This is a genomic window from Actinoplanes sp. NPDC051470 (assembly GCF_040682035.1).
Classification (GTDB): Bacteria; Actinomycetota; Actinomycetes; order Mycobacteriales; family Micromonosporaceae; genus Actinoplanes.
Map to the genome: position 1 here is coordinate 1 of NZ_JBFBAA010000001.1, position 21708 is coordinate 21708.

The following is a 21708-nucleotide window of genomic DNA, read 5'->3' on the forward strand; positions in this document are numbered from 1 at the left end:
GCGGACACGGCGGCCGAACTGCTGCGGCAGGCCGACCTGGCGCTGTACGTGGCCAAGGGCGCCGGCAAGAACCAGCCGACCACCCGGTCGGCGCGCCCTTCGCTTGTGTCCACTTTCGCCCCGATCGGGTACGGGCATACGGTGGCGCCATGGAGTGGAAGAGCTTCGACGGCGCCGAGGTGGCCGCGCTCACCCAGGGGACGGCGTTCATGGCCGACCCGGGTGAGCGCATTTGCCCGTCCTGCGGAGCGCGCGCCGTCCGCGCCTACCTGACCACGCCGGCCACCGCGCGCCGGCCCACCCTGGTCTCGTACGTCTGGTGCACCGCCTGCCGCCGGTTCGTCGGCACCCGCTCGGCGCTCCCGGCCGGCCTCGTCTTCACCGACCCGCTCGCCGCCCTGCCGCCGGCCGAGCGACGCGACCTGGAACGCAGCCTCATCGGCTTTCTGGCGCATCTGGACGAGCTCTGGGACACCGAGGTGCTCCCCCAGTCGTTCGGCGTCGAGAACGCCTCCTGAACGCCTGCTAACCGCCGCAGCCCGAAGGCACCCCGGCGGTCTTGGAGCTGACCGTCTTGACCACGGCGTCGGAGAACTCGTTCGCCCACTGGGCCGGATTCGCCAGCCCGGCCGGGACGGTCACCTGGACGGCGACCTCGCGGTCCATCGTGGTGAAGACCGACCCGGACGTGCCGGTCCGGCCGTACCAGCAGACCCGGTTCATGATCAGCAGATCGGCGGTCAGCGGCACGCAGTCGGGTCCTTCGTCCAGCGCCGCGCACATCTGCGGTTGTCGCACCCCGCAGGCCACGGTCAGCGGCGGCTCGCCCCACGCCGCGTTCTGCTCCGGACCGGCGCTCACCTGCCGCGCGGGCAGATTCCGCACCGTGTCGGGCAGCTGCGAGGTGACCGCCAGGCAGACCTGGGCCGCGCGCGGGCTCAGCTTGGGCACGGTCATCGGCACCGGCGTCGACGGCACGATCACCGGCGCGCCGGCCGAAGCCGCGGGAAGGGCCGGGGCGGCCGGCGCGTCGGGCCGGACCGCGAGGAAGAACACCACCCCGACGATCACCGCCACCGGGACCGCGATCACCGCGGCCAAGAGGGCGGCCTTGCGATTGCCCGGGTCGGGCTCGACGGGGGTACGGGTCACCAGGTCGACCATGCTCAGAGGTTTACCACGCTGCAGGTGAGCGTCCGCGTGATGCCCGGCACGTACTGGACCTTGCTCACAATCAGCCGGCCGAGTTCGTCGACCGTCTTCGCCTCGGTCAGCACCACGACGTCGTACGGGCCGGTGACCGCGTCGACCCGGACCACCCCGGCGATTTTGTCGATCGCGGCGGCCACGTCACGGGCCTTTCCGACCTCCGTCTGGATGAGGATGTATGCCTGGACCACGACCTGACTCCTATCCGACGGTTCTACCCGAACGTGAAACTACCGTACGGATCGGCCAGTGCGCGTCCGGCCACCTCGAGGTGGCCACCATAGAGGGGGAAACCACGTGAGCATCGCCGAGGCCGGCGAGTTCGGGCTGATCGCACGGATCGTCGCGCGCCTCGACGACGGTCCTTCCACGCTGCTCGGGCCCGGCGACGACGCCGCCCTGGTCGCCGCCCCGGACGGGCGTGTGGTGGCGAGCACCGACGTGCTCGTCGAGGGCCGGCATTTCCGCCGGGACTGGTGCACCGCCGCCGATGTGGGCCACCGCGCGGCCGGGGCGAACCTGGCCGACATCGCCGCGATGGGCGCCACCCCGACGGCCCTGCTGGTCGCCCTGGTCGCGCCCACCGACCTGGAGGTGTCCTGGGCCGAGGACCTGGCCGGCGGGCTGGCCGCGGAGGCCGCCAAGGTGGGCGCGAGCGTGGTCGGCGGGGACGTGTCGGCCGGGCCGCTGACCATCGCCGTCACCGCGCTCGGCGACCTGGCCGGGCAGGCGCCGGTGACCCGCACCGGCGCTCAGCCCGGCGACGTGCTCGCGGTGGCCGGGCGAACCGGCTACGCCGCGGCCGGGTACGCGATCCTGTCCCGCGGCTTCCGCACCCCGAAGATGTTCGTGGAGGCCTATCGCCGGCCCGAGGTGCCCTACGCGGCCGGCGCGGCGGCGGCCGGGGCCGGCGCCACGGCCATGATCGACGTGTCCGACGGGCTGCTCCAGGATCTCGGTCACATCGCCACCGGCAGCGTGGTCGGCATCGACGTGCGGCGCGAGGCCTTCACGGTGCCGGATCAGATGCGGGACGCGGCCAGCGCGCTCGGCGTGGACCCGTACCTCTGGATCCTGACCGGCGGGGACGACCACGCGCTGGCCGCGTCCTTCCCACCAGGCGCCGCGCTGCCCCCGGGCTTCCGGGTGGTCGGCAGCGTGCACGAGGGCACCGGGGTGACCGTCGACCGCAGCGCGTGGACCGGCGGCACCGGATGGGACCACTTCCGCTGAGAGCCAGCCCGTGTCCTGTGGATCAGGCCTGGCTGATCCACGAGACGCGACCTAGTCTCGTTCTCCGTGAACGAGATCGTGGTGCGCGAGATCGGCTTCGCCGACCCGCGGGTGCAGGCGCTGGTCACGGCTCAGCTGGCCGAGATGGGCGAGCGGTACGGCGGCAGCGGCGACGACACCCCGGTGGCGCTGACCGACTTCGACCCGCCGGGCGGGCGCTTCTTCGCCGCCGTCGAGGGGGACCGGCTGGTGGGGTGCGCCGGGTGGCGCCGGCACGGTTCGGACGCCGAGCTCAAGCGCATGTTCACCACCCGAGCGGCGCGCGGCCGGGGTGTGGCGCGGCGGCTGCTGACCGCCATCGAGGAGTCGGCTCGGGCGGCCGGGCTGCGGCGGGTGATCCTGGAGACCGGCGACAAGCAGCCGGAAGCGGTCGGGCTGTACGAGTCGGCGGGATATGTCCGCATCGCCGACTTCGGCTTCTACCAGGGGCACGCGGGCGTGCTGTCCTACGCGCGGGAGCTGGACACGCAGACAACCCCCGGACGCTAGGCGTCGCGGGGGTTGATCATCGGTACCGGATCAGGCGCGGACGACCTTGCCGGCCTTGATGCACGAGGTGCAGACCTGCAGCTTCTTGGTCGTGCCACCACCGGCCGGAGTACGCACCGACTGGATGTTGGGGTTCCAGCGGCGGTTGGTCCGCCGGTGCGAGTGGGACACGTTGTGGCCGAAGCCGGGCCCCTTGCCACAGACGTCACACACGCTAGCCACGGTGATACTCCTGAGATTTGAACCGAGAACTGATTTGAATCCGAGAACTTTGGAGCGCCCAGGGCTGACCCGCCCACAGGCAACCCGACCACGGTACCTGATGGCATGGCGGAGGAGCCAATCGGGCTCACGTACGGAGGGATTGTCGGTCCTCCCCAGTAAGGTCGGAGCGTGCTGGAAACGCTGGACGACGCGGCCGTCCACCGCTGGTGCGGTGGCGGGCTCGCCGCGCTCCGGGCTCACCAGCACGAGATCGACGAGCTCAACGTCTATCCGGTCCCCGACGGCGACACCGGCACCAACCTGGTGCTCACGCTGACCTCGGCGGCCGAGGCGCTCGAGTCGTCCGAGTCGTCCTCCGACGCGGCCGAGAGCGGAACGCCGCTGGGGCGGGCGATGCGCCGGATGGCTCGGGGTGCGCTGCTCGGCGCCCGGGGCAACTCGGGCGTGATCGTGTCCCAGATCCTGCGCGGCATGGCCGACTCGTTCGCGACCGCGGTGGCGGTGCGCGGGTCCGAGCTGGCGTCGGCGTTGCGGACGGCGAGCGAGGCGGCCTACGCGGCGGTGGCCCGGCCGGTCGAGGGCACTGTTCTCTCCGTGGTGGCCGCGGCGGCCGAGGGGGCCGGCAGGCTCAAGTCCGATGACCTGCGGGCGGTGGCCCGGGCGGCGGCCCGGTCCGCGGCCGAGGCCCTGGCGCGGACGCCGCAGCAGCTGCCGGTTCTGGCGCGGGCCGGCGTGGTCGACGCGGGCGGGCGGGGGCTCGTGCTTCTGCTCGAGGCTCTGGTCGAGGCGTTAGGGCCTCCTGGCAGCGATGAGCAGCCCCTGCCCGGGGTGGGCGGGAAAACCGCCCTCGCCATCAGCGGAGAAGGCCCGGAGACGGCCGGCGCGGCCGGGGATCGAACTGCGGAGATGGCCGGCGCGGCCGGGTTCGGGTATGAGGTGCAGTACCTGTTGGATGCGCCGGCCGAGGCCGTTGATGTGTTGCGCGGGCAGTTGGACCGGCTCGGGGATTCGCTGGTGGTCGTCGGCACCGGGGACGCCGTCTCGCCGACCTGGAACGTGCATGTTCATGTGCCGGTCGAGGCGGTCGGCGCGGCCATCGAGGCCGGGCTCGAGGCCGGGCGGCCACACCGGATCGGCGTGAGCCGGCTCGACGGCGTGCGGGGCGACCGGCACGAGCACCACGGCGGCGAGCACGACGACCTCGACGAGCCGCGGCCGCGGGTCGAGGACGCGCCGGCCCGCAACGCGCGCGGGGCCGTTGTCGTGGCCGCGGGTGAAGGGCTGACGGCCCTCTTCGCGGCCGAGGGGACCGTTGTCGTCGACCGGAACCCGTCCATCGCCGAGATGTTGGCGGCCATCGAGAGCACCGGCGCGGGTCGGGTGGTGCTGCTGCCCAACGACGACAACACCCACGCGGTGGCCACCGCGGCGGCCCGGGAGGCGTCCCACAACGGGGTCCGGGTCAGCGTGGTGCCGACCTCGTCGCCGGTGCAGGCGCTGGCGGCGCTGGCCGTGCGCGACCCGGGGCGGTCCTTCGCCGATGACGTGATCGCCATGGCCGAGGCGGCCGGCGCCTGCCGGTACGGCGAGGTCTGCACGGCCCAGCGTGAGTCCCTGACCGTGGCGGGGCGGTGCCGGCCCGGTGATCTGCTCGGCCTGGTCGACGGCGAGGTGCACATCATCGGCGACGACCTGCCGAGCGTGGCCTGCCGGCTGGTCGACCGGATGCTGGGCGGCGGCGGTGAGCTGGTCACCCTGGTGCTCGGCGCGGACGCCCCGCGGGGGCTGGACGAGACCTTGACGGCACACATCGGCCAGGGCTGGCCGTTCGCCGAGGTGCAGAGCTTCGCCGGCGGGCAGCCCCGGTACCACCTACTGGTTGGAGTCGAGTGAGCGAAACGACGACCGCCGCCACCACGACCACGACACCGTTGGGCAAGGTGCTGGGCGACAAGACCGCGAAGGCGCTCGCCGACCATCTCGACCTGCACACCGCGGGCGACCTCATCTACCACTTCCCGCGGCGGTACGACGAGCGCGGCGAACACACCGACATGCGCAAGCTGGAGGTCGGCGAGCAGGTCACGTTGCTGGCCCAGGTGCGCTCGATCAACGTGAAGCCGATGCGGCAGCGGCGCGGCTCGATGCTCGAGGTGACCATCGGCGACGGCTCCGGCGCCACCCTCACCTGCACGTTCTTCAACCAGGCGTGGCGGCAGCGCGAGCTGCGTACCGGACGATGGGGTCTCTTCGCCGGCAAGGTGACCGACTTCCGGGGCAAGCGGCAGCTCAACGGCCCGGCCTATCAGCTGCTCAGCGCCGACGCGACCGAGGACGAGGCGGCCGAGGAGATCGAGGAGTTCGCGGGCGCGCTGATCCCGGTCTACCCGGCGGCGCAGGCGGTGCCGACCTGGGTGATCGCCAAGTGCGTGCGAACCGTGCTCGACACCTTCCAGGCGCCGGACGACCCGCTGCCGCCCGCCACCCGGGCGACCAACAAGCTGGTCGGGATCGCGAAGGCCCTGTTCGAGATCCATCGGCCCAGCTCGACCGAGGAGCTGTACAAGGCCAAGTACCGGCTCAAGTGGGACGAGGCTTTCGCCGTACAGCTGACTCTGGTGCAGCGCAAGGCCAGCGCGGCCGCGGCCCCGGCAATCGCGCGGCCCCGCGCCGAAGCCGGGTTGCTGGCGAAGTTCGACGCCTCGCTCCCCTACGAGCTGACCGAGGGCCAGCGCGACGTGGGCGAGGAGATCGCGGCCGACCTGGCCCGGCCCCACCCGATGCACCGGCTGCTCCAGGGCGAGGTGGGTTCGGGCAAGACCCTCGTCTCGGTACGCGCGATGCTGCAGGTGGTCGACGCCGGTGGGCAGGCGGCTCTGCTGGCACCGACCGAGGTGCTCGCCACCCAGCACTTCCGCGGGATCGGCGCCCAGCTCGGCGCGCTCGGCCGGGCCGGCGAGCTCGACGGCGACCCGACCGGCACCCGGGTCACCCTGGTCACCGGTTCGCAGGGGGCGAAGGCCCGGCGGGCGGCGCTGGCCCAGGTCGCCGACGGCAGCGCCGGCATCGTGATCGGCACGCACGCGCTGCTGTACGAGGGGGTCGACTTCGCCGATCTCGGGCTGGTCGTGGTCGACGAGCAGCACCGGTTCGGGGTCGAGCAGCGGGACGCGTTGCGGGCCAAGGCCGCCCAGCCGCCACACGTGCTGGTGATGACGGCCACGCCGATCCCGCGCACGGTGGCCATGACGGTCTACGGCGACCTGGAGACGTCGGTGCTGTCCCAGTTGCCGCGGGGCCGTTCGCCGATCGCCTCGCATGTGGTGCCCGCCCTGGAGAAGCCGGCCTTCCTGGACCGGGCCTGGCGGCGGTTGCGCGAAGAGGTCAAGGACGGCCATCAGGCGTACGTGGTGTGCCCACGGATCGGCGACACCGACTCGGATTCGAACGAGGACGGCGAACCCCCCAGCGACAACGAGTCGGCGAAGCGGCCACCGCTGGCCGTGCTGGACGTGGCGCCGGCGCTGGCGGAGGGTCCGCTCAAGGGGCTGCGGATCGCGATCCTGCACGGGAAGCTGCCGGCCGACGAGAAGGACGCGGTGATGCGCTCGTTCGCCGCCGGCGACCTGGACGTGCTGGTGGCGACCACGGTGATCGAGGTCGGCGTGGACGTCCCCAACGCCACCGTGATGATCATCATGGACGCCGACCGGTTCGGCGTCTCCCAGCTCCACCAGCTGCGCGGCCGGGTCGGCCGGGGCTCGGCGGCCGGGATCTGCCTGCTGGTCAGCGAGGCGGCCGAGGCGTCGGCGGCCCGCGAGCGGCTGGAGGCGGTGGCGTCCACCACGGACGGTTTCAAGCTCTCCGAGATCGACCTGGAACAACGGCGGGAGGGCGACGTGCTCGGCGCCTCGCAATCCGGGAAACATTCACATCTGCGCTTGCTGTCGCTGCTGCGGGACGAGAAGCTCATCAAGGAGGCGCGCGCCGAGGCCGCTTCACTCGTCGAGGACGACCCGACGCTGTCGCGCTACCCGGCGCTGGCCGCGTCCGTGGCCGCCCTGGTCGACGAGGAACGAGCCGAGTTCCTGGAGAAGGGATGATCTACCACTTCTGCCACCGGTCCGACTACTCCGCCGACGCCGCGCTCTACATCAATGAGACGCTCTCCACGCAGGGGTTCATCCATTGCTCGCCGCGCGACCACGTGCACGTGCCGGCGACCCGGCTGGCCCGCGGCGAGACCGACCTCGTCGTGCTCGAGATCGACGAGAAGCGGCTGCCGAAGCCGCCGGTCTGGGAGGACGGCGACCCGCCCGACCCGGACGGCCGGCTGTTCCCGCACGTCTACGGCCCGATCCCGACCGCGGCCGTGGTCGCGGTGCACGACCTGCCGCCGCGTCCCGACGGATCCTTCGCTCCCCTGTAGCGGGCCATCTCGGCCGCGGCAGGACGGTGGCGGGCAGGACGGTGGTGCCTATACGCGCTCAGAGCTGCTCTGAGCGCGTATAGGCACCGGGTTCAGCGCTTCATCCCGTGGTCGATCGCCTCGATGATGCGCGGCCGCAGCTCGGCGGCGCTGATGATGGCGTCGACCGAACCGACCTCGACCGCCCGCTGGATGCTGTGCACCCGGTCGAACTCGGCGGCCACCTCGCCCAGCTTCTCGGCGCGGACCGCCGACTGGACCTCGGCCAGCCGCACGTTCAGCTCGGCCCGCTCGGCGCCGCTGGCCGACGCCACCTGGGTCTGCAGGTCGACGACCCGCGGGTCGTTCACGGTCCGGTTGTTCACCTCGCCCGAGAAGACCACCGCGGCCGCGGGGGCGCCGCCCAGCACCGAGGCGAACGAGCCCTCCAGCGCCAGCACGGTCATGTTCGGGTTGAGCGCCTTGGAGAACACCACGAACGCGCCGCCGTGGTAGCGGGAGATCACGCAGAACACGATCGGGCCCTGGAAGTTGACGATGGCCCGGCCGATCTCGGCGCCGTACTCGAGCTGCAGTTTGCGCATCGACTCCGGGGAGCCGTCGAAGCCGGACAGGTTGGCCAGCACCACCAGCGGGCGGTTGCCGGACGCCGCGTTGATCGCCCGCGCGGTCTTCTTCGACGACTGCGGGAAGAGCGTGCCGGCGGTGTACGTGTCCGGGCCGTCGGTGGGCGGGAAGCCGCGGCGCGGCACCGAGCGGGACTCGATGCCGACCAGGCAGACCGGCCAGCCGCCGAGGTGGACGTCCTGCACGACCGAGGTGTCGGCGTCGGCCATCCCGGCCCAGCGCTCCAGCACCGCGTGGTCCTGGTCGGCGAGGGCGCGCATGACCGTACGGATGTCGAAGGCCTTCTTCCGCTCCGGGTTGTGCTCCCGCGAGAAGATCTGGCCGACCGTGGTGAAGTCGCTGCCCGCCAGCGAGTGCGGGTAGCCGGAGACGTCCCGGTCGGCCGGGTCGTCGGTGGCCGCCCGGCGCGGCGCCGACTCCCCCGGCTGCACGTACGTGTGGTCGTAGTGCGCCATCAGCACGTCGCGGGCCGACATCAGGTCGGGCGCCCAGTACTGCGCCTGGCCGTTCGGGCCCATCACCCGGTCGTACCCGCCGATGCCGTAGTTGTCCTCGGCCGAGACGCCGCCGGAGAAGTCGAGCGACTGCTTGCCGGTGAGCACCATCGCGGAATCCGGGGTCATCACCAGGATGCCCTTGGTGTGCATGAGCATGGTGGCCTCGGCGTTCCAGTACGGCTGGGCGCCGACGTTGATGCCCGCGACCACGACGTTGATCTCGCCGCCGGCCTGGGTGAACGTGACGATCCGCTTGAGCGCGGCGGCCACCCAGTCCATGTTCTCGGTGCCCGAGGTCATCGAGATGCGGGCGCCCGCCGACAGCGCGAACCAGTCGAGCGGCACGCCCATCCGCTCGGCCAGGTCGAGGGCGGCGATCACCCGGGAGCACTCCGGCTCGGACAGCGCGCCGAGCGCCTTGGTCGGGTCGCCGAGCAGGATGACCCGGGTCACGCCCTCGGGGTGCCGGGCCGTCGGCGTGGTGACCACCCCGGCCACGATCGCCGCCTTGTTGCGGCCGGCCGGCCGGTCCACCGGAACCAGGACGCCGTGCTCGTCGAGGTCGTGCTCGACGAAGCCGCCGCTCGGGCCGGCCAGCATGCTGGTCAGCTCGTACGGATAGGCGTTGCCCCGGCGGGCCGCCCGCAGCACCTTCTGCCGGTAGTCGTCGAGCGGCTGCACCGGCTCGTCGGTCGGCTTGTCGACGGACAGGCTGGCGCCGTGCCTCGGGTCGATGGTGATCCGGACCGCGGCCTCGCTCAGCTCACCGGCCGCGTTGCGCTGCCGGGCCAGGAACTGGACCTCCTCCAGGCCGGCGCCGGCCGTGGTCGGCAGGATGCGCTGCACCAGGGCGTTCAGCTCGTCCGCGGTCAGTTCGGTGGACGGCCAGACGTACATCATGATCCGGTTGGTGTCGAAGCGCTTGTTCTGCGGGCGCTGGGCCTGGATGTTGCGGATCGCGTCCAGGCCGGCGGTGATCGCGTCCTCGACCGCGGGCAACGCCACCAGCCGGCCGTCCGCCTCGCGCAGCGGCGTGAGGTCACGCACCTGGCCCATCGCGATCAGCCGCTCGTCGGCCGGGTTGCTGTGCGCCACCGCCTTGAAGAGGTAGATCTCCTCGTCGGCCGAGGGCAGCCGGGTGAGGTGGAACTCGCGCAGCCGCTGCAGTTGCAGGCGCCGGGCGATGGCCGGATGCAGACCGCGGATCAGCCGGTCCTCGACAAGACCGGATCCGTCGCCGTCCGGGCGGAAGGTGAAGTGGTGGTGCAGCAGGCCGCTGGACCCGGCGACGGTGAGGGTGATCCGCCGCACCCCGGCCGGCAGCGGCCGGGCGGCGAGGAACTCGGCCAGCCGTTCGGCCAGCGTGTCGGTGTTGTCCGGCTGGCCCTCCCAGGTCACGTAGAGGTCGGCCACCAGCCCGCGCTCGTCCACCTCGGCCGCGAACTCGAAGGCCGCGGCGACGGCGTCGGGCAGGGCGGCGATGTCCACGGCGGTGGTGACGATCAGGGTCTCCCGCTCCGGGGAGGTGTGCCGGGACGTGACGAACCGGCAGCCGGCCACCTCACGGGTGACGATGTCGGAGAGGGTCCGGTTGCCGTAGTAGCGGCGGGTCACCACTTCGAGCAGCGGGGCGAGGTCGCGGCCGGGCCGGCCGACGCGCTGGCCGATCAGCCGGACCAGCGGCTCGGAGCTGGCCACCATGGCCTGGATCCGCTCGGCGCGGTCCGGGGCGTCCGGGTTGCGGTCGAGGTGGCGCAGGTCGTCGCGGACGGCCGCGTAGACCTTGGCCCGGGTACGCCGCAGCAGCGGCTGGGCGAACCACCGGAACACCACGCCACGGGCCAGGTCGGACACCGCCGGGAAGCGGATCTGGGTGGCCTCGACCAGGTGCTCGAGGGCGAGACCGGCCCGCTCCAGCAGCGCGTCGCCGAACGGCGGCGGACCGGCGATCCAGTGCCGGAGCAGTTCGGACACCACGTCGACATCGGACGGCATCCGCTGCTGGGCCAGGAAGATGCGGAAGACCGCCGCCTCCAGCTCGCGGGTGCGGTCGAGGGTGGCGACGCCGTAGTGGCCGAGCACCCGTCGCAGGCGGGCCTGGAACGTCTCGGGCACGCCGGCCCGCTCGACGTCGAGGCTCTGCAGGTAGCTGTGGAAGTACTCGCGCGGGCTGTGCACCGGGCTGCCGGGCTCGATCTCGATGTCGCCGCCCGGCTTGTTGCGGCTCAGCTCGAGCAGGTCGGCGAAGACGGTCAGCAGGTCGACCTCGCCGTCCGAGACCCGGCCGCCCAGCGCGGCCCGGGTGGTCAGGTAGCCGGCGACGCGCCGCCGGTCGTCCGGGTCGACGTCGAAGCCGAGCAGCAGACCGCGCAGGTCTTCCAGGCCTCGCTCGGCCCGCGCCGCGGCGGGCGGGTCGGCCGGCGCCTCGGGCAGGTCGACCACGCCCGTGACGGCGCTGGTGGCCTCTTCGACGGCGTCGCCGAGCGGCTCCAGGCGCAGCACCGGCGCGCCGGTCTCGACCTGGCTGCCGACCGACACCGGGAGCTCGCGGACCCGGGCCCGGAACGGCGAACGCAGGACGTTCTCCATCTTCATGCTCTCCAGCACGAGGATCGGCGCCCCGGCGTCGACCTCGTCGCCGACCGCCACCGGGGTGGCGACGACCAGCGCGGGCGCGGGCGAGCGGACCACGCCGCCCTCGTCCCGGCTGACCCGGTGGGTCACGCCGTCGACCTCGACCAGGTGGATCGGGCCGTGTGTGGCGGTGACCAGCCGGAAGCGGCGGCCGTTGATCAGCATCCGGCCCAGGTGCTCGTCGTACTGCTCGACCTCGACGTCGGCCCGGTGCAGGTCGGCGCCGGCCGAGACGGCCACCCGGAACCGCTTCTGGCCGAGCCGGGAGACCCGGACGCGATAGCTCGCGCCGCGCAGCTTGAGGTCGAGGGGGCGGCCGGTCTCGTGCCGCACCTGCGGGCGCCCGCCGTGGGCGGTGGCGAGGAGGCGCTGCCGGCTGACCTCTTCCTCGTCCTGGTAGGCCTCGATCGCGGCGGCGGCCAGCGCGACCGCCGAGTGCCGGTGGCTGACCAGCCGGCCCTCGCCGCGCACCCGGTCGATCCAGCCGGTGTCGGCGCTGCCGTCGATCACCTCGGGCTGGTCGAGCAGGTCGAGTACGAAGCTCTTGTTGGTGGCGCCACCCTCGATGATCACGGTGGTCTCGGCCATCGCCCGGCGCAGCCGGCCGAGCGCCTCGTCGCGGTCCCGCCCGTACGCGATGATCTTGGCAATCATCGAGTCGAACGCGGCCGGGATCGAGTCGCCCTCGCTCACCCCGGTGTCCACCCGGACGCCCGGGCCGGCCGGCAGCATCAGCCGCACGATCCGACCCGGCGACGGCGCGAAGTCACGGTCCGGGTCCTCGGCGTTCAGCCGCGCCTCGACGGCGTGCCCGCTCTCCGGCGGCTGCGGTCCCTCGAGCCGGCCGCCGCCGGCCACGTGCAGCTGGAGCCGGACCAGGTCGGTGCCGGTGGTGATCTCGGTGATCGGGTGTTCGACCTGGAGGCGGGTGTTGACCTCGAGGAACGCGAACAGCTTCTCGCCCGGGTGGAACAGGAACTCGACGGTGCCGGCGCCGCGGTAGCCGACCGCGAGGGCCAGCCGCACGGCCGACGACTTCAGCTCGGCGGTCTGCTCCGGTGACATCACCGGGGAGGCCGACTCCTCGATCACCTTCTGGTTGCGGCGCTGCACCGAGCAGTCGCGGACGCCCAGCGCCCAGGCGGTGCCCTGCCCGTCGGCGATGACCTGCACCTCGACGTGCCGCGCCCCGGTGACCAGTCGCTCCAGGAAGACCACGCCGGAGCCGAACGCGCGCTGCGCCTCCTGGCTGGTCCGCTCGTACGCGTCGGTCAGGTCGGCCGCCGAGTCGACCCGCCGGATGCCCCGGCCGCCGCCACCGGCGGTCGCCTTGAGCATCAGCGGGTAGCCGATCTCGTCACCGGCCCGCAGCGCGTCGTCGAGCGTGGCCACCTCGCCGCGGCTCCACGGCGCGACCGGGACCCCGACCTCCTCGGCGATCAGCTTCGACCCGATCTTGTCGCCGAGCTTGCGCATCGCCTCGGCGCTCGGGCCGACGAAGGTGACCCCGATCCGCTCGCACAGCTCGGCGAACGCCGGGTCCTCGGCGACGAAGCCCCAGCCGACCCAGGCCGCGTCGGCCCGGACGTCGAGCAGGGCGCGCTCGAGGACGGCGTGGTCGAGATAGGGACGGGCGGACGCCGGGCCCAGCGGGTGGGCGACGTCGGCCTCCCGGACGAACGTGGCGTTGCTGTCCTCGTCGGTGTAGAGCGCCACCGTCTCGATCCGCGTCCCGGTCTCGGCGGACAGATCCCGGACGGCGTGGATGAGCCGCATCGCGGCCTCTCCGCGGTTGACGATGGCGACACGATTGAACACCGGTTGAGCCTCCTACTAGATGTTTCTCAGGCCAGGGCGGCGGCGAGGTCGGCGAGCAGGTCGTCGGTGTCCTCGATGCCGCAGGAAAGCCGGACGAAGCCCTCGGCGGTGTCGTCGCCCCACTGGGCGCGCCGGTCGGCGGTGGTGTGCAGCCCACCGAACGACGTGGCCGCGAACACCAGCTTCGACCTCTTCAGGAAATCCGCCACCCGCGACGCGCTACCCAGGTCGAACGACACCACGCCGGGGATGCGGCGCATCTGCCGGGAGGCGATCTCGAACGACGGGTCGTCGGGCAGCCCCGGCCAGCGCACCCCGGTCACGTCGTCCCGCGCGCTCAGCATCGCCGCGACCGCGCCCGCGTTCGCCGTCTGCCGGGCCAGCCGCAGGTCGAGCGTGGCCAGCGACCGGTGGGCGAGCCAGCAGTCGAAGGCGCCGGGGATGCCGCCGGTCTGCGTACGCCAGGTGGTGATCTTCTCCAGCAGCCCTTCGTCGCCGGTGGCGACGTAGCCCAGCAGCACGTCGGAATGCCCGGTCAGGGCCTTGGTGCCGGACGCCACGACCACGTCGGCGCCGAGGTCGAGCGGCCGCTGCCCGAGCGGTGTCGCGGTGGTGTTGTCCACCGCGAGCAGGGCGCCGGCGGCATGCGCCGCGTCGGCCATGGCCCGCACGTCACAGACGTCCAGGCCGGGGTTGGCCGGGGTTTCGATCAACACGAGGCGTACGCCGGTGAGCGCCGGATATGGGCCGGCGGTCGGCACCAGGATCGTGCTGACGCCCAGGCCACGCAGCGTCCCCTCGGCGAACGCCCGCACCGGGAAGTAGCCGTCGGCGGGCAACGCGACCGTGTCACCGGTGCGCAGCACGCCCAGCAGCAGCGCGGTGATCGCCGCCTGCCCGGACGCGAACGCCCGCACCTGGCCGCCCTCCAGCGACCCGATGGCCGCCTCCAGACCGCGCCGCGTCGGGTTGTCCGGCCGCCCGTAGCCGTTCTGCCCCGGCCCCGCGTCGGGGTCGAGGTGGTAGGGCGCCGCGAACACCGGGCCGGGCAGGAAGGGCTGGCCCGGCACCGGATCGGGCAGCCCCGCGTGCACCGCGTGTGTGCCGTCCCCGCTCATTCCGGCTTCATCTCCCGGCCCATCAGCAGCTTGACCGCCACCCGCGGGTCGACGCCCTCGTGGCAGACCCGCTCGACCTGCTCGGTGATCGGCATCTCCACCCCGTGCGCGACCGCCAGGTCACGGATGGCCAGGCAGCTCTTCACGCCCTCGGCGGTCTGCCGGGTCGCCTTCTGCGCCTGCTCCAGGGTCTCGCCGCGGCCCAGGTGCTCGCCGAAGGTGTGATTGCGGGACAGCGGCGACGAGCAGGTGGCGACCAGGTCGCCCAGCCCGGCCAGCCCGGCGAAGGTCATCGGGTCGGCGCCCAGGGCCACGCCCAGCCGGGCGGTCTCGGCCAGCCCGCGGGTGATCAGCGAGGCCTTGGTGTTGTCGCCCATGCCCATCGCCGAGGCCATCCCGTAGGCCAGCGCGATCACGTTCTTGACCGCGCCGCCGATCTCGCACCCGATGACGTCGTCGCTGGTGTACGGCCGGAGGTACGGCAACGCGATGGCGTGCTGGACGGCCTGCGCGCGCGCCGGGTCGGTGCCGGCGACGACCGTGGCGGCCGGCTGCTCGGCGGCGATCTCCGGCGCCAGGTTGGGCCCGGAGACGACCACCACCCGCCGCGGGTCGACCTTCGCGGTCTCCACGATCACCTGGCTCATCCGCTTGGTGGTGCCCAGCTCGATGCCCTTCATCAGGGAGATGAGGGTGCTGTCGGCGGGCAGGTGGGGCGCCCAGTCGGCCAGGTTGCCGCGCAGCGTCTGCGACGGCACGGCCAGGAAGACCAGCTCGGCGCCGGCCACGGCGGCGGCCAGGTCGCTGGTGGCGGTGACCCGGTCGGGCAGCCGGACGCCGGGCAGCGAGCCCTCGTTGACGTGCTGATCGCGGATCGCGGCGGCGACCTGCTCGCGCCGGGCCCACATGGTCACCTGGGCGCCGGCCTCGGCCAGGATCTTGGCGAACGCGGTGCCCCAGGCCCCGGCGCCGATCATCGCGGCGCGGGTCACGGCGCCACCTCCGGCGGGGTCTTCCGGCGGGCGGCGGGCTGGTAGAGCGGCGGCGCCTCGCCCTCGCGGATCTGGGCCAGCAGGTCGCGGATGGTCAGCATGATGTGTTCGGTGATCTCCTCGAGCACCTGCTTGGTCGGCTCCTGGCCGCGCCACTTGCTCAGGTCGATCGGCGGGCCGGCGACGGCGCTGACGGCGCGGCGCGGGCGCAGCGAGATCTTGCCGGTCCGCGAGTCGAAGATCTGGTACGCCCCCCACTGGGCCAGCGGGATCACCGGCGCGTCGGTGCGCAGGGCGAGCCGGGCGGCGCCGGTCTTGCCGCGCATCGGCCACAGGTCGGGTTCCTTGGAGGTGGTGCCCTCGGGGTAGATCACCACGGTGCCCTCGTCCCGCAACGCGTCGAGCAGCGCGTCCAGGCTCTTCACCGCCTCCACACTGCCGCGTTCCACCGGGACCTGCTTGACCTTCCGCAGGAACGGGCCGAACAGCGGCACCTTCCACAGGCTGGCCTTGGCCAGGAACCGCGGCCAGCGGCCGTGGTCGTAGAGGAAGTACGAGACGATCAGCGGGTCGAAGTGCGACGCGTGGTTGGCCACCAGGATCGCCCCGCCGGCCGGCGGCAGGTTCGCCGCGCCGTGCCAGGTCTTCCTGGTCATGACCTTGAGCACCGGCAGCACGATGGCCACCGCCAGCCGCCGCCAGAACCCCAGCCTGCGGATCGCCACGACCCCTCCTGTTCCTTCCACCGCGCCCACGCCGGTCGCTTGCGACGAAATCATGCCTGCTCGCATCGCGCCAAACCAGCCAGGGCGGGGTCTGCCGCGTCCGCTGATGCACATCTGTGCTCAGAGCAAGGCGGGCTCAGGTGCTCGGAGCGGAGCGGCGCGGCAGGATGGTGGGGTGAGCGACGCGTGGACTGCCGTCATCCCGGTGAAGCGGCTGGGCCTGGCCAAGAGCCGGCTGCGGGGCGCGGTGCCCGCCGCCCGGCACCAGGACCTGGCCCTGGCCATGCTGGCCGACACGGTCGCGGCGGTGCTGACCTGCGCCGAGGTGGCCGAGCTGCTGGTCGTGACCGACGACCCGGAAGCCGCCCGGATCGTCCGCGAGCTGGGCGCCCGGCCGGTGCCGGACGAGCCGGACGCCGGGCTGAACGCGGCCTTCCGGTTCGGCGCCGACGTGGTGGCCGGGCCGGGCCGCAACCGGGTGGCGATGGCCGGCGATCTGCCCGCGCTGCGTCCGGCCGAGCTGGGTGAGGCGCTGCGGTCGATCGCGGGCCGGGCGTTCGTGGCCGACGCGGCCGGCACCGGGACCGTGCTCCTCGGCGTACACCAGGGACGTGATCTTGATCCTCGGTTCGGCGGCGGGTCGGCGGCGGCGCACGCGGGCTCGGGGGCGACCGCGCTGACCGGTGACTGGCCGGGGCTGCGGCAGGACGTGGACACCGCGGACGACCTGCGTGCGGTCCTGGCGCTGGGCGCCGGCCCGCAGACGTGCGGGCTGCTGCGTGATCTCGGACTCACCTCTTCATGCCTGCCGGCCGCCTAGGTAGCGGTAGTTTCAGGGGCATGCAGGGCACGATCGCCACTTTCCACCCCGACGCGCATTCCGGGACGTTGCTGCTCGATGACGGCACTGAGCTGGAGTTCGGGCCGGAGGCGTTCGCCGCGTCCGGTTTGCGCCTGCTCCGGCTGGGCCAGCGGGTGGTGATCGGCGTGTCCCCCGCAGGAGGGGTGACCAGCGTCTCGATACCCGGGATCGACCCCAATTGATCTTGATGTTGTTCATTCCCCGTTAACCACGAACGGGCGATGATGGAGCGATGCAAAACCCGCCCCGGACACCTGTGCCCACCGTGCCCCCGCGGCGGGGACCGAACGGTCGCTTCCTTTCCCGAGACCTTGCCGAGGAGGCGCCCGCTGTGACCGACACCCGGCCGACGGACGAGACCGACGCCGAGATCGAGACCGAGCGGTACGAGCTGCCGGAAGACCGGTTCCTCAATCGGGAACTGTCCTGGCTCGACTTCAACGCCCGCGTGCTCGCGCTGGCCGAGGACCCGGGCACCCACCTGCTCGAGCGGGCCAAGTTCCTGGCCATCTTCGCCGGCAACCTCGACGAGTTCTACATGGTCCGGGTGGCCGGGCTGAAGCGGCGGCTGAGCGCCGGCCTGCCGATGCGCGGCGGTGACCGGGTCTCCCTGCGCCACCAGCTCGAGATGATCACCGAGCGGGCCGCCGACCTGGTCAGCCGGCACGCCGCCTGCTTCGCCGAGGAGGTCCGGCCGAAGCTGTCGGCCGAGAGCATCGAGCTGGTCAGCTGGGGCGAGCTCGACGCGCCCGAGCGGGAACGGCTGCGCACCTACTTCCGCGAGCAGATCTTCCCGGTGCTCACGCCGCTGGCGGTCGACCCGGCCCACCCGTTCCCGTACATCTCGAGCCGGTCGCTCAACCTCGCGGTCGTGCTGCGCGACCCGGGCGAGGGCAGCACCGAGCTGTTCGCCCGGGTCAAGGTGCCGAACAACGTGCCGCGCTTCGTGACCGTGCAGAACGACAGCCGTGGCGCCCGGTTCCTGCCCGTCGAGGAGCTCATCGCCGTCCACCTCGACCAGCTGTTCTCGGGCATGCAGGTGCTCGAGTGGCACCTGTTCCGGGTCACCCGCAACGCCGAGGTCGAGGTCGACGAGGACCGCGACGAAGACCTGCTCCAGGCCCTCGAACGCGAGCTGGCCCAGCGCCGGTTCGGCCCGCCGGTGCGGCTCGAGGTGGCCGCCTCGATCAGCGATCACGTGCTCGACCTGCTCCAGCGCGAGCTCGACATGGACGGCAACGACGTGCTCCGGGTGCCCGGCCTGCTCGACCTCTCCGGGCTGTGGCAGGTGTTCGGCGAGTGCGACCGCGACGATCTGAAGGACCGCCCGTTCGTCCCGGCCACCCACCCGCAACTGGCCGACGGCGAGGTGCCGCGCAGCGTCTTCAACCGGCTGCGCGAGTGCGACATCCTGGTGCACCACCCCTACCACTCGTTCTCGACCAGCGTGCAGCGCTTCATCGAGCAGGCCGCCGCCGACCCCAACGTGCTGGCCATCAAGCAGACCCTCTACCGCACCTCGGGCGACTCCCCGATCGTCGACGCGCTGGTCGACGCGGCCGCCGCCGGCAAGCAGGTGGTCGTGCTGGTCGAGGTGAAGGCCCGCTTCGACGAGGTGGCCAACATCGGCTGGGCGCGCACCCTGGAACGCGCCGGCTGCCACGTGGTCTACGGCCTCGTCGGGCTCAAGACCCACTGCAAGACCGCCCTGGTGGTCCGGCAGGAGGGCAACCAGATCAAGCGCTACTGCCACATCGGCACGGGCAACTACCACCCCAAGACCGCGCGGCTGTACGAGGACTTCGGCATGCTGACGGCCGATCCCGAGGTCGGCGCCGACGTCACCGACCTGTTCAACGTGCTGACCGGCTACAGCCGGCAGACCGCGTTCCGGCGCCTGCTCGTGGCGCCGCACGGCGTACGCCGGGGCCTGGTCGAGCGGATCGAGGAGCAGGCCCGGATCGCCCGCGAGGGTGGCGAGGCGCTGGTCCAGTTCAAGGTGAACTCGCTGGTCGACGAGGAGAGCATCGACGCCCTCTACCGCGCCTCGCAGGACGGCGTGAAGGTCGACCTGATCATCCGCGGCATGTGCGCGCTGCGCCCCGGTGTGCCCGGCCTCTCCGACAACATCCGGGTGCGCTCGATCGTCGGCCGCTTCCTGGAACACTCGCGGGTCTTCCGGTTCGGCGTCGGCGACGACGCCGAATACTGGATCGGCTCGGCCGACCTGATGCACCGCAACCTCGACCGCCGCGTCGAGGCGCTGGTCCGGGTGACGCTGCCGTCCGCGCAGGATGATCTGCGCCACGTCCTCGAGCTGTCCATGGCCGACGAGGGCGAGGGCTGGGACCTGGCCGGCGACGGCACCTGGCACCGCCGCCCGACGATCCCCACCGGACCACACATGCACCTGCAGGAGGCGTTACTGCGCCGGGTCATCGGGAAAGCCTCCTGATCGTGACCGACGTTGTCCGGGCGGCCGGCGCCGTCCTCTGGCGTGGCCCTCAGGTGTGCGTGGTGCACCGTCCCCAGTACGACGACTGGAGCCTGCCCAAAGGCAAGCTCGAGGCCGATGAGCTGTCACTCACGGCCGCGGTGCGTGAGGTGGCGGAAGAGACGGGGGTACGCGGTGAGCCGCTGCTCCGGCTGCCCGACGTGACGTACGCGCTGCCCGACGGCCGCCGCAAGCAGGTGGAGTTCTGGCTGATGCGGGCCACCGACGACCCGGTCCTCCCGGTCGCCGACCCCGACGAGGTGGACGAGATCGCCTGGCTGTCACCGGCCGAGGCGGCCGAGCGGCTCAGCTACCCGGCCGACCGCGACCTGCTCGGCCCGGCGGCGATCGCCGGGCAACTGACCGGCGTCACCCTGCTGGTCCGGCACGCGCACGCCGGCGAACGCAAGAAGTGGCAGGGCAACGACGCGCTCCGCCCGATCGACGAGCAGGGCCAGGGTGAGGCCGCCCGGATCGCCGAGGTGCTCGGCCACTTCGGTCCGCGGCGGCTGGTCGCGGCCACCCCGCTGCGGTGCAAGCAGACCTTGGAGCCGCTGGCCGGCAAGCTCGGCCTGCCGATCGTGACCGACCCCGCGTTCGCCGAGCCGGCCGAGAAGTCCGAGATCCCGGCCCGGGTCAAGCAGTCGCTGACCCGGCTGGCCGAACTGCGGTCCGGCCCGACCACCGCGATCTGCAGCCAGGGCAAGGTCATGCCCCACGTGCTGGCCGCGCTGGCCGGCGCGGACGACCCGGATCAGTACCGCACCCGCAAGGGTGGTGGCTGGGCGATCGCCTGGGCCGGGGACCGCGTCGCCGCGATCAGCCCGATGCTCTGATCAGCCCGATGCTCTGATCAGCCCGATGCTCTGATCAGCCCGATGCTCTGATCAGCCCGGTGCTCTGACCTTCCGCCGCTGCCGTGGGGCCGGGGCCAGGTCGGTGCGCCAGTAACCGACCATCTCGCCGGTGAGCCAGCGCGCCCGCCACATCTCGTCGGCGCGCGGCTCCCAGTCCCGATAGGGCAGCAACGCCACCCGCCACGCCATCAGCGCGATCAGGTACCAGCCGGCCAGCGGCACCAGCCCCAGCCAGGCGTCCCGCCGGCGGTAGGACGTGTGCGGGGCCAGGGCCGCGACCGCGGCGGCGGCCCAGGCACAGGTCATCAGCCAGTCCAGCAACGCGTTGCCGGTCCAGCGTTCGATCAGGTCGCCGAGGGTCCACCCGGGGACGACCCCGGCGGCGAAGACGGCGACGGCGACGAGCGAGCGGCTGGTGAGCCCGCGCGGCGAGCCCGGTCTGCGGTCCATGCCCGGACGGTAGGCTGAGCCGCCCGCTCAGCGCTCGAACACACGAAAGGCGTCCACCGTACGGGTGGACGCCTTTCGTTTCCCAGCGGAGCGCTCAGACCCCTTACTTGGCGGTCTTGCGAGCGGTGGTGGCCCGCGCCGTCGTGGCCTTGGCGGCCGGCGTGGTGCGGGTGGTGGCGGCCGTGGTCTTCTTGGCCGCCGTCTTCTTGGCCGGCGCCGACTTGGTGGCGGTCGCCTTCTTGGCCGGCGCCGACTTTGCCGCCGTGGCCTTGGTGGCGGTGGTCGCCTTCTTGGCCGGAGCCGCCTTGGTGGCGGTCGTCGTCTTCTTCGCCGCGGCCGTCTTGGTGGCCGGGGCAGCCTTGGTGGCGGCCGTCTTCTTGGCCGGCGCCGAGGCCGTCGTCTTCTTGGCCGCGGCCGTCTTGGTCGCGGCTGCCTTGGTCGGGGCGGCCTTCGTGGCGGCGGTCTTCCGCGCCGCCGTGGCCGTCGTCTTCTTCGCCGCGGCCGTCTTGGTCGCGGTGGCCTTCGTGGCCGTCTTCTTGGCCGCGGTGGCCTTGGTCGCCGCCGCCGCCGTCTTGGCCGGCGCCGCCTTGGTGGCGGTCGACTTCGCCGCCGCGGTGGACTTCGCCGCCGCGGTCGTCTTCTTCGCCACGGCCGCCTTGGCGACCTTGCCGCTGGCGACCATCTCCCGGAAAGCGGTGCCGGGCTTGAAGGCAGGCACGGATGTCTTCTTCACTTTCACCGGTTCGCCGGTGCGCGGATTGCGTGCGGTACGCGCGTTACGCGCACGCTTCTCGAAGACACCGAAGCCGGTGATGGCCACCCGGTCGCCCTTGGTGACGGCGTTCTCCACCTCACTGATGACCGCATCCAGCGCTGCTGTCGCTGTTTTCCGGTCCCCCAGTCGGGCGGCGAGCGCCTCGATGAGCTCGGCCTTGTTCACGGTTTTCCTCCCGATCGTGAGAACTGATGTCTGCTCACAACACACCTCG

19 protein-coding genes are annotated in these 21708 nt (G+C 72.5%); 10 read left to right on the forward strand and 9 right to left on the reverse strand.

The features are described from left to right. Positions 1-149 precede the first annotated feature (149 nt). Positions 150-518: a hypothetical protein gene (locus AB0M54_RS00005; RefSeq protein WP_364315243.1), complete on the forward strand. Its 369-nt coding sequence runs from the start codon at positions 150-152 to the stop codon at positions 516-518. 7 nt (positions 519-525) lie between these two features. Here the strand turns inward: AB0M54_RS00005 and AB0M54_RS00010 are convergent, their stop codons facing one another. Both AB0M54_RS00010 and AB0M54_RS00015 read right to left on the reverse strand, forming a co-directional pair. Then, on the reverse strand, positions 526-1164 hold the full coding sequence (locus tag AB0M54_RS00010) for a DUF3515 family protein (protein ID WP_364315241.1): 639 nt from the start codon (positions 1162-1164) through the stop codon (positions 526-528). A 2-nt stretch (positions 1165-1166) separates the two neighbouring features. Continuing rightward, positions 1167-1400, reverse strand: a complete 234-nt coding sequence (locus AB0M54_RS00015) for an Lrp/AsnC ligand binding domain-containing protein (protein ID WP_364315238.1) — start codon at positions 1398-1400, stop codon at positions 1167-1169. Positions 1401-1506: 106 nt separating this feature from the next. On the opposite strand from AB0M54_RS00015, the gene AB0M54_RS00020 reads away from it, so the two are divergent. Both AB0M54_RS00020 and AB0M54_RS00025 read left to right on the forward strand, forming a co-directional pair. After that, on the forward strand, positions 1507-2442 hold the full coding sequence (locus AB0M54_RS00020; RefSeq protein WP_364315235.1) for a thiamine-phosphate kinase: 936 nt from the start codon (positions 1507-1509) through the stop codon (positions 2440-2442). 66 nt (positions 2443-2508) lie between these two features. Continuing rightward, positions 2509-2991: a GNAT family N-acetyltransferase gene (locus tag AB0M54_RS00025; RefSeq protein ID WP_364315233.1), complete on the forward strand. Its 483-nt coding sequence runs from the start codon at positions 2509-2511 to the stop codon at positions 2989-2991. A 30-nt stretch (positions 2992-3021) separates the two neighbouring features. On the opposite strand, the gene rpmB is transcribed toward AB0M54_RS00025, so the two are convergent. Continuing rightward, a complete protein-coding gene (gene rpmB / locus AB0M54_RS00030; protein ID WP_030436140.1) occupies positions 3022-3213 on the reverse strand; it encodes a 50S ribosomal protein L28 in 192 nt (63 codons plus the stop codon). 171 nt (positions 3214-3384) lie between these two features. Between rpmB and AB0M54_RS00035 the strand changes: the two genes are divergently transcribed. From AB0M54_RS00035 to AB0M54_RS00045, 3 genes are read left to right on the forward strand one after another with little or no spacing between them, the layout of a single operon-like run. Beyond that, complete coding sequence (locus AB0M54_RS00035) at positions 3385-5109, forward strand: DAK2 domain-containing protein (RefSeq protein WP_364468243.1); 1725 nt, start codon at positions 3385-3387, stop codon at positions 5107-5109. Next, a complete protein-coding gene (gene recG / locus AB0M54_RS00040; protein WP_364468245.1) occupies positions 5106-7319 on the forward strand; it encodes an ATP-dependent DNA helicase RecG in 2214 nt (737 codons plus the stop codon). Before AB0M54_RS00035 ends, recG begins: the two co-directional genes overlap by 4 nt. Then, positions 7316-7645, forward strand: a complete 330-nt coding sequence (locus AB0M54_RS00045) for a DUF952 domain-containing protein (RefSeq protein WP_364315225.1) — start codon at positions 7316-7318, stop codon at positions 7643-7645. Before recG ends, AB0M54_RS00045 begins: the two co-directional genes overlap by 4 nt. Positions 7646-7737: 92 nt before the next feature. On the opposite strand, the gene AB0M54_RS00050 is transcribed toward AB0M54_RS00045, so the two are convergent. From AB0M54_RS00050 to AB0M54_RS00065, 4 genes are read right to left on the reverse strand one after another with little or no spacing between them, the layout of a single operon-like run. After that, entirely contained in the window at positions 7738-13221 is a 5484-nt protein-coding gene (locus AB0M54_RS00050) for a carboxyl transferase domain-containing protein (RefSeq protein WP_364468247.1), read from the reverse strand. 26 nt (positions 13222-13247) lie between these two features. After that, positions 13248-14339, reverse strand: coding sequence for a cystathionine gamma-lyase (locus tag AB0M54_RS00055; RefSeq protein ID WP_364468249.1), 1092 nt, complete (start codon positions 14337-14339; stop codon positions 13248-13250). Beyond that, entirely contained in the window at positions 14336-15316 is a 981-nt protein-coding gene (locus AB0M54_RS00060) for an NAD(P)H-dependent glycerol-3-phosphate dehydrogenase (protein WP_364317107.1), read from the reverse strand. Before AB0M54_RS00060 ends, AB0M54_RS00055 begins: the two co-directional genes overlap by 4 nt. A gap of 11 nt (positions 15317-15327) precedes the next feature. Then, positions 15328-16056 (reverse strand): lysophospholipid acyltransferase family protein, encoded by a 729-nt coding sequence (locus tag AB0M54_RS00065; RefSeq protein ID WP_364315217.1) that lies wholly within the window; start codon positions 16054-16056, stop codon positions 15328-15330. A gap of 175 nt (positions 16057-16231) precedes the next feature. Here AB0M54_RS00065 and cofC point away from each other — a divergent pair, with 175 nt between their 5' ends. From cofC to AB0M54_RS00085, 4 genes are read left to right on the forward strand one after another with little or no spacing between them, the layout of a single operon-like run. After that, positions 16232-16876 carry a 2-phospho-L-lactate guanylyltransferase gene (gene cofC / locus AB0M54_RS00070; RefSeq protein ID WP_364315214.1) on the forward strand — a complete coding sequence of 215 codons (645 nt, stop codon included), beginning with the start codon at positions 16232-16234 and terminating at the stop codon, positions 16874-16876. Between the two features lie 20 nt (positions 16877-16896). Next, entirely contained in the window at positions 16897-17100 is a 204-nt protein-coding gene (locus tag AB0M54_RS00075) for a cold-shock protein (protein ID WP_364315211.1), read from the forward strand. Between the two features lie 50 nt (positions 17101-17150). Continuing rightward, entirely contained in the window at positions 17151-19373 is a 2223-nt protein-coding gene (locus AB0M54_RS00080) for an RNA degradosome polyphosphate kinase (protein WP_364468251.1), read from the forward strand. A 2-nt stretch (positions 19374-19375) separates the two neighbouring features. Continuing rightward, the gene (locus tag AB0M54_RS00085) at positions 19376-20248 is read left to right on the forward strand and encodes an NUDIX hydrolase (protein WP_364315207.1); all 873 of its coding nucleotides are present in this window, start codon (positions 19376-19378) and stop codon (positions 20246-20248) included. Between the two features lie 51 nt (positions 20249-20299). Here AB0M54_RS00085 and AB0M54_RS00090 read toward each other — a convergent pair whose 3' ends face one another. Further along, complete coding sequence (locus AB0M54_RS00090; RefSeq protein ID WP_364468253.1) at positions 20300-20719, reverse strand: hypothetical protein; 420 nt, start codon at positions 20717-20719, stop codon at positions 20300-20302. Positions 20720-20822: 103 nt separating this feature from the next. Then, positions 20823-21659 (reverse strand): HU family DNA-binding protein, encoded by an 837-nt coding sequence (locus AB0M54_RS00095; RefSeq protein ID WP_364468256.1) that lies wholly within the window; start codon positions 21657-21659, stop codon positions 20823-20825. Positions 21660-21708: the final 49 nt, after the last annotated feature.

Excerpts from the sequence above, each read along its gene's own strand:
- AB0M54_RS00005 (WP_364315243.1), top strand. The coding sequence starts at position 150 with ATGGAGTGGAAGAGCTTCGACGGCGCCGAGGTGGCCGCGCTCACCCAG.
- AB0M54_RS00010 (WP_364315241.1), bottom strand. The coding sequence starts at position 1,164 with ATGGTCGACCTGGTGACCCGTACCCCCGTCGAGCCCGACCCGGGCAAT.
- AB0M54_RS00045 (WP_364315225.1), top strand. The coding sequence starts at position 7,316 with ATGATCTACCACTTCTGCCACCGGTCCGACTACTCCGCCGACGCCGCG.
- AB0M54_RS00055 (WP_364468249.1), bottom strand. The coding sequence starts at position 14,339 with ATGAGCGGGGACGGCACACACGCGGTGCACGCGGGGCTGCCCGATCCG.
- AB0M54_RS00060 (WP_364317107.1), bottom strand. The coding sequence starts at position 15,316 with ATGATCGGCGCCGGGGCCTGGGGCACCGCGTTCGCCAAGATCCTGGCC.
- AB0M54_RS00075 (WP_364315211.1), top strand. The coding sequence starts at position 16,897 with ATGCAGGGCACGATCGCCACTTTCCACCCCGACGCGCATTCCGGGACG.
- AB0M54_RS00080 (WP_364468251.1), top strand. The coding sequence starts at position 17,151 with ATGCAAAACCCGCCCCGGACACCTGTGCCCACCGTGCCCCCGCGGCGG.
- AB0M54_RS00090 (WP_364468253.1), bottom strand. The coding sequence starts at position 20,719 with ATGGACCGCAGACCGGGCTCGCCGCGCGGGCTCACCAGCCGCTCGCTC.